At 41.1% G+C, this 4,000-nt stretch carries 1 protein-coding gene; it reads right to left on the bottom strand.

Annotation, left to right across the window (positions count from 1 at the left end):
- Nucleotides 1-110: 110 nt before the first annotated feature.
- Nucleotides 111-4,000: phosphoribosylformylglycinamidine synthase (gene purL, locus CEX73_RS01150; RefSeq protein WP_101626784.1), on the bottom strand; the 3,890-nt coding region annotated here is incomplete at its 5' end.

Below are 4,000 nucleotides of genomic sequence, written 5' to 3'. Positions count from 1 at the left end.
AGTGTATGAAAAACTAATTATTTAACATGATTATGTTATGACTAAATGTTAATTTAAGCCAATTTATTATTAGTTTATTCTATTTCGACTTACTGTCTTGTTTCACTTTACTATCCTAGTTGCTTACGTGCATTACGGAAAAGACGCATCCAAGGACTATCTTCTCCCCACTCATAAGGATGCCAAGAGTTACTTATAGTGCGGAATACTCGCTCTGGATGCGGCATCATTAGTGTGACACGACCACTTATATTGGTAATTGCGGTAATACCATTAGGCGAACCATTAGGGTTAGCAGGATAATTTTCAGTAACTCGTCCGTAGTTATCAACATAACGTAATGCTACTAATCCCATTTTTTCTATCGCGGTCAGATGTTCATTATCATGTACTACTACTTGTCCTTCGCCGTGGGAAATAGCAATTGGCAAACGAGAACCAGCCATATCTTGTAATAAGAGAGATAGACTACTGGTGACTTCAACCAAACTAAAACGTGATTCGAAGCGTTCAGACTTATTACGAATAAAATGTGGCCAAAGTTTTACACCTGGGATTAATTCACGAAGATGAGACATCATCTGACATCCATTACATACCCCAAGCGCTAAAGTATACGGACGGTAAAAAAACGCTTCAAATTCGTCGCGCACCCAATGGTTAAACAGAATTGAGTTAGCCCAACCTTCTCCGGAACCTAATACATCACCGTACGAAAAACCACCACATGCAACTAGCATATGAAACTCTTGTAAATTTAACGTTCTGGACATTAAATCACTCATATGTACATCTATAGCATGAAAGCCTGCGCGATGAAACGCTGCAGCCATTTCTACATGAGAGTTAACACCTTGTTCACGTAGTACTGCAACTTTAGGTTGTACGCCTTTAGCTATATAAGGCGCAGCGATGTCTTCGTCTGGATTAAAGCTCAGTTTTACATTGATACCTGGATCGTTCTGGTCTTGACGTGCCACGTGTTCTTGATCTGCACTCTCTGGATTATCCCGTAAACGTTGCATTTGCCAACTGGTTTCTCCCCACCAAGTACGCAGTATATTCCTATTTTCGCTATATAAAGAATGAGTTTGATTTCGAATAATAAAATTATCCCCGCTCTTGGCGGTGCCTAGAATATATACACATTCTGAAATGTCAGATTGCGCAAATACTTGAAGTACTATATTTAATTTGTCTACTGATATCTGAATTACCGCACCTAACTCTTCGTTAAAAAGTACGGCTAGATAATCTTCACCTAGTGCAGCAATATCTACGTCAATACCGCAGTGCCCAGCAAACGCCATTTCTGCTAGCGTAACGAACAAACCGCCATCTGATCGATCGTGATAAGCTAGTAAGTGACCCGCTACAACTAATTGCTGCATACATTGGTAAAAATGAGCTAATTGTTTAGTGTTCCGGACATCAGCCGTTTCATCGCCAAGCTGACGATAAACCTGCGCTAATGCAGTTGCACCTAAAGCTTGATGACCAGCGCCTAAATCTATCAACAGCAACAGATTATCTCTATCTGTTTGTAACTGTGGTGTCACGGTAGAGCGAACATCTTCAACTTTAGCAAAAGCGGTGATTACAAGCGATAAAGGTGCTGTGACTTCGTATAATTCAGCACCATGTTGCCAACTAGTTTTCATAGACATGGAATCTTTTCCAACTGGTATTGTTAGCCCTAATGCAGGACAAAGATCTTCGCTTATAGTTTTTACTGCTGCATATAGGCCGGCGTCTTCCCCAGGATGACCAGCTGCAGCCATCCAGTTAGCAGATAGTTTTACTTGCTTAATATCGCCGATATTAGTAGCTGCTAGATTAGTCAGTGCCTCTGCTACTGCTAGCTTAGCGGAAGCGGTAAAGTTTAGTAGAGCTACCGGCGCGCGTTCTCCGATAGACATCACCTCACCATAATAGCTGTCAAAGCTAGCGGTGGTAACTGCACAGTCAGCAACAGGTACTTGCCATGGTCCTACCATCTGATCACGTGCTACCATACCGGTAATGCTACGATCGCAAATAGTAATCAGAAAAGTTTTATCTGCTACTACCGGTAGATGTAACACACGTTTTACAGCTTCTACTAGTGTTATCTTTTGACTGTCTAGTGTGTGTCCGCTAGCTTGCTGGCTGACGACATTACGTATCATTTTAGGCATCTTACTAAGTAACACGTCTAGCGGTAAATCGATTAGTCTAGTACCAAAATAGTTATCATCAAGACGAAAATGTAAAGTATTTATAGCTTCACCAATAACAGCGAAAGGGGCGCGCTCACGGCGACAAATAGCTTCTAAGGTTGCTAGCTGCTCTGGTACTACTGCTATTACATAACGCTCTTGAGATTCATTACACCAGATTTTTAGTGGGCTCATGCTTGGTTCATCGTTGGGGATAGCACGTAACTGAAAATGACCGCCACACTTACCATCTCTAACTAGTTCTAACATAGCATTAGATAGACCACCTGCGCCAACATCATGGATAAATAAAATCGGATTTTTATCTCCTAGTTGCCAGCAGCGGTCGATAACTTCCTGGCACCTGCGCTCCATTTCAGGATTATCACGCTGTACCGAAGCAAAATCTAGAGATAAATCATACTGACCGGAGACCATAGATGATGCAGTACTACCGCCTAAACCAATATTCATAGCTGCACCACCTAGTACAATTAACTTTGCATTGACATTAATCTTACTTTTCTGGACATGTTCGTCACGTATATTACCGATTCCTCCAGCTAGCATAATAGGTTTGTGATAACCACGTAACTCAATGCCATTATGGCTATTAACTAGCTCTTCATAAGTACGAAAATAACCTGTGATTACCGGACGGCCAAATTCATTATTGAATGCTGCCCCACCTAGCGGTGCGTCTATCATAATTTTCAGTGCACTAACTATATGATCTGGACGCTCGAAGTAACCTTCCCACGGCTGTTCAAATCCTGGTATTCGTAAGTTAGAGACAGAAAATCCTACTAATCCTGCTTTGGGTTTGGCACCACGTCCAGTAGCTCCTTCATCACGTATTTCTCCTCCTATACCAGTCGCCGCTCCTGGCCAAGGTGAAATAGCAGTAGGATGGTTATGGGTCTCCACCTTCATTATAAGGTGCGCTACTTCCTGATGATAGGTATAGCACTTTTCTGGTACATCCGTGAAAAAACGTCCTACTACTGATCCTTCTATAACTGCTGCATTGTCTTGATAAGCCGATAGCACATAATCTGGAGTTTTAGTAAAAGTATACTTTATCATGTCAAAGAGCGACTTCTGTTGCTGCTGACCATCTATGACCCATTTGGCATGAAAAATATTATGTCGACAGTGTTCAGAATTAGTCTGTGCAAACATATAAAGCTCTACATCACTTATATTACGTCCTATACTAGTAAATGTGTTGAATAAATAGTTGATAGTTTCTTGTGCTAGAGCAAGGCCAAGCTTTATATTTGCTTCTTCTAAAGCAGCACGGCCAACGCTAAGTATGTCTATAAGCTGAAACGGCTCTGGCTGGTACTCAGCGAATAATTCTTGTGCTTCTTCTACCGTTTCAAATACGGTTTCTATCATACGGTCATGCAGTAGTACTCTAAGTTTTTGCCATTGCGCATCATTTAGTTGTGGTGCTTCAATCCAAAATGCCAGACCACGTTCGATACGTTTGACTTGCTGTAATCCACAGTTATGAGCAATTTCAGTAGCTTTTGAAGACCAGGGAGAAATCGTGCCAAGACGCGGTGTAACTAATATGAGACGCTTTTGCTGAGAGTGTATAGCAGTAGAATAAGTACTACATTTTAATATTGTTTGTAAACGATCATACTCGTCTGGATTTAAAGTCTGATTAATATCAGTAAAGTAAATGTATTCAGCATAAATCTCATTCACTAGTAAGCTGATTTTCTTGCAGCTAGATAGTAGCTGATTCATACGAAATACTGATAGAGCGGGCAAACCACGCCATATTTCCA

It is taken from the genome of Candidatus Palibaumannia cicadellinicola, assembly GCF_002855795.1.
Classification (GTDB): Bacteria; Pseudomonadota; Gammaproteobacteria; order Enterobacterales; family Enterobacteriaceae; genus Baumannia; species Baumannia cicadellinicola_C.
The sequence above is the reverse complement of the archived record's forward strand: the minus strand, read 5'-3'. Positions and strand labels throughout refer to the sequence as shown.